The organism is Marinobacter vulgaris (assembly GCF_003344045.1).
GTDB classification, from domain to species: domain Bacteria; phylum Pseudomonadota; class Gammaproteobacteria; order Pseudomonadales; family Oleiphilaceae; genus Marinobacter; species Marinobacter vulgaris.
Window position 1 is genome coordinate 1 of the sequence record NZ_QFWX01000034.1, and the last position, 768, is coordinate 768.

1 rRNA gene is annotated in these 768 nt (G+C 52.3%); it reads right to left on the bottom strand.

What is annotated here, in order from left to right:
• Positions 1-552: ribosomal RNA gene (locus DIT71_RS17670) — 16S ribosomal RNA — on the bottom strand; the annotation flags it as partial.
• Between the last annotated feature and the right edge of the window lie 216 nt (positions 553-768).

Below are 768 nucleotides of genomic sequence, written 5' to 3' on the forward strand. Positions count from 1 at the left end.
CCGATTAACGCTTGCACCCTCCGTATTACCGCGGCTGCTGGCACGGAGTTAGCCGGTGCTTCTTCTGTGAGTAACGTCAAGCCTCATGGGTATTGGCCATAAGGTTTTCCTCCTCACTGAAAGTGCTTTACAACCCGAAAGCCTTCTTCACACACGCGGCATGGCTGGATCAGGGTTGCCCCCATTGTCCAATATTCCCCACTGCTGCCTCCCGTAGGAGTTCGGGCCGTGTCTCAGTCCCGATGTGGCTGATCATCCTCTCAGACCAGCTACGGATCGTCGCCTTGGTAGGCCTTTACCCCACCAACTAGCTAATCCGACATAGGCTCATCCAATAGCGCAAGGTCCGAAGATCCCCTGCTTTCCCCCAAAGGGCGTATGCGGTATTAATCCGGGTTTCCCCGGGCTATCCCCCACTACTGGGCAGATTCCTATGTATTACTCACCCGTCCGCCGCTCGTCAGCATCCCGAAGGACCTGTTACCGCTCGACTTGCATGTGTTAAGCCTGCCGCCAGCGTTCAATCTGAGCCATGATCAAACTCTTCAGTTTAAATCATACAAGAATCCGAAGATCCTTTATTCTTGCTCAAGACAAAACTCAATGTTCGACGAGTCACTGTCCTGATATTTCATATCCGAAATACCTCGGCCAGCGCCCACACGAATTACTTGGTCAACTTTTTAAAGAGCGGTCGGGGCTTGCCCGATCAAGGAGGCGTATTCTACATCGAATCACCACCTTGTCAACCGTTTATTTTGATGCCGG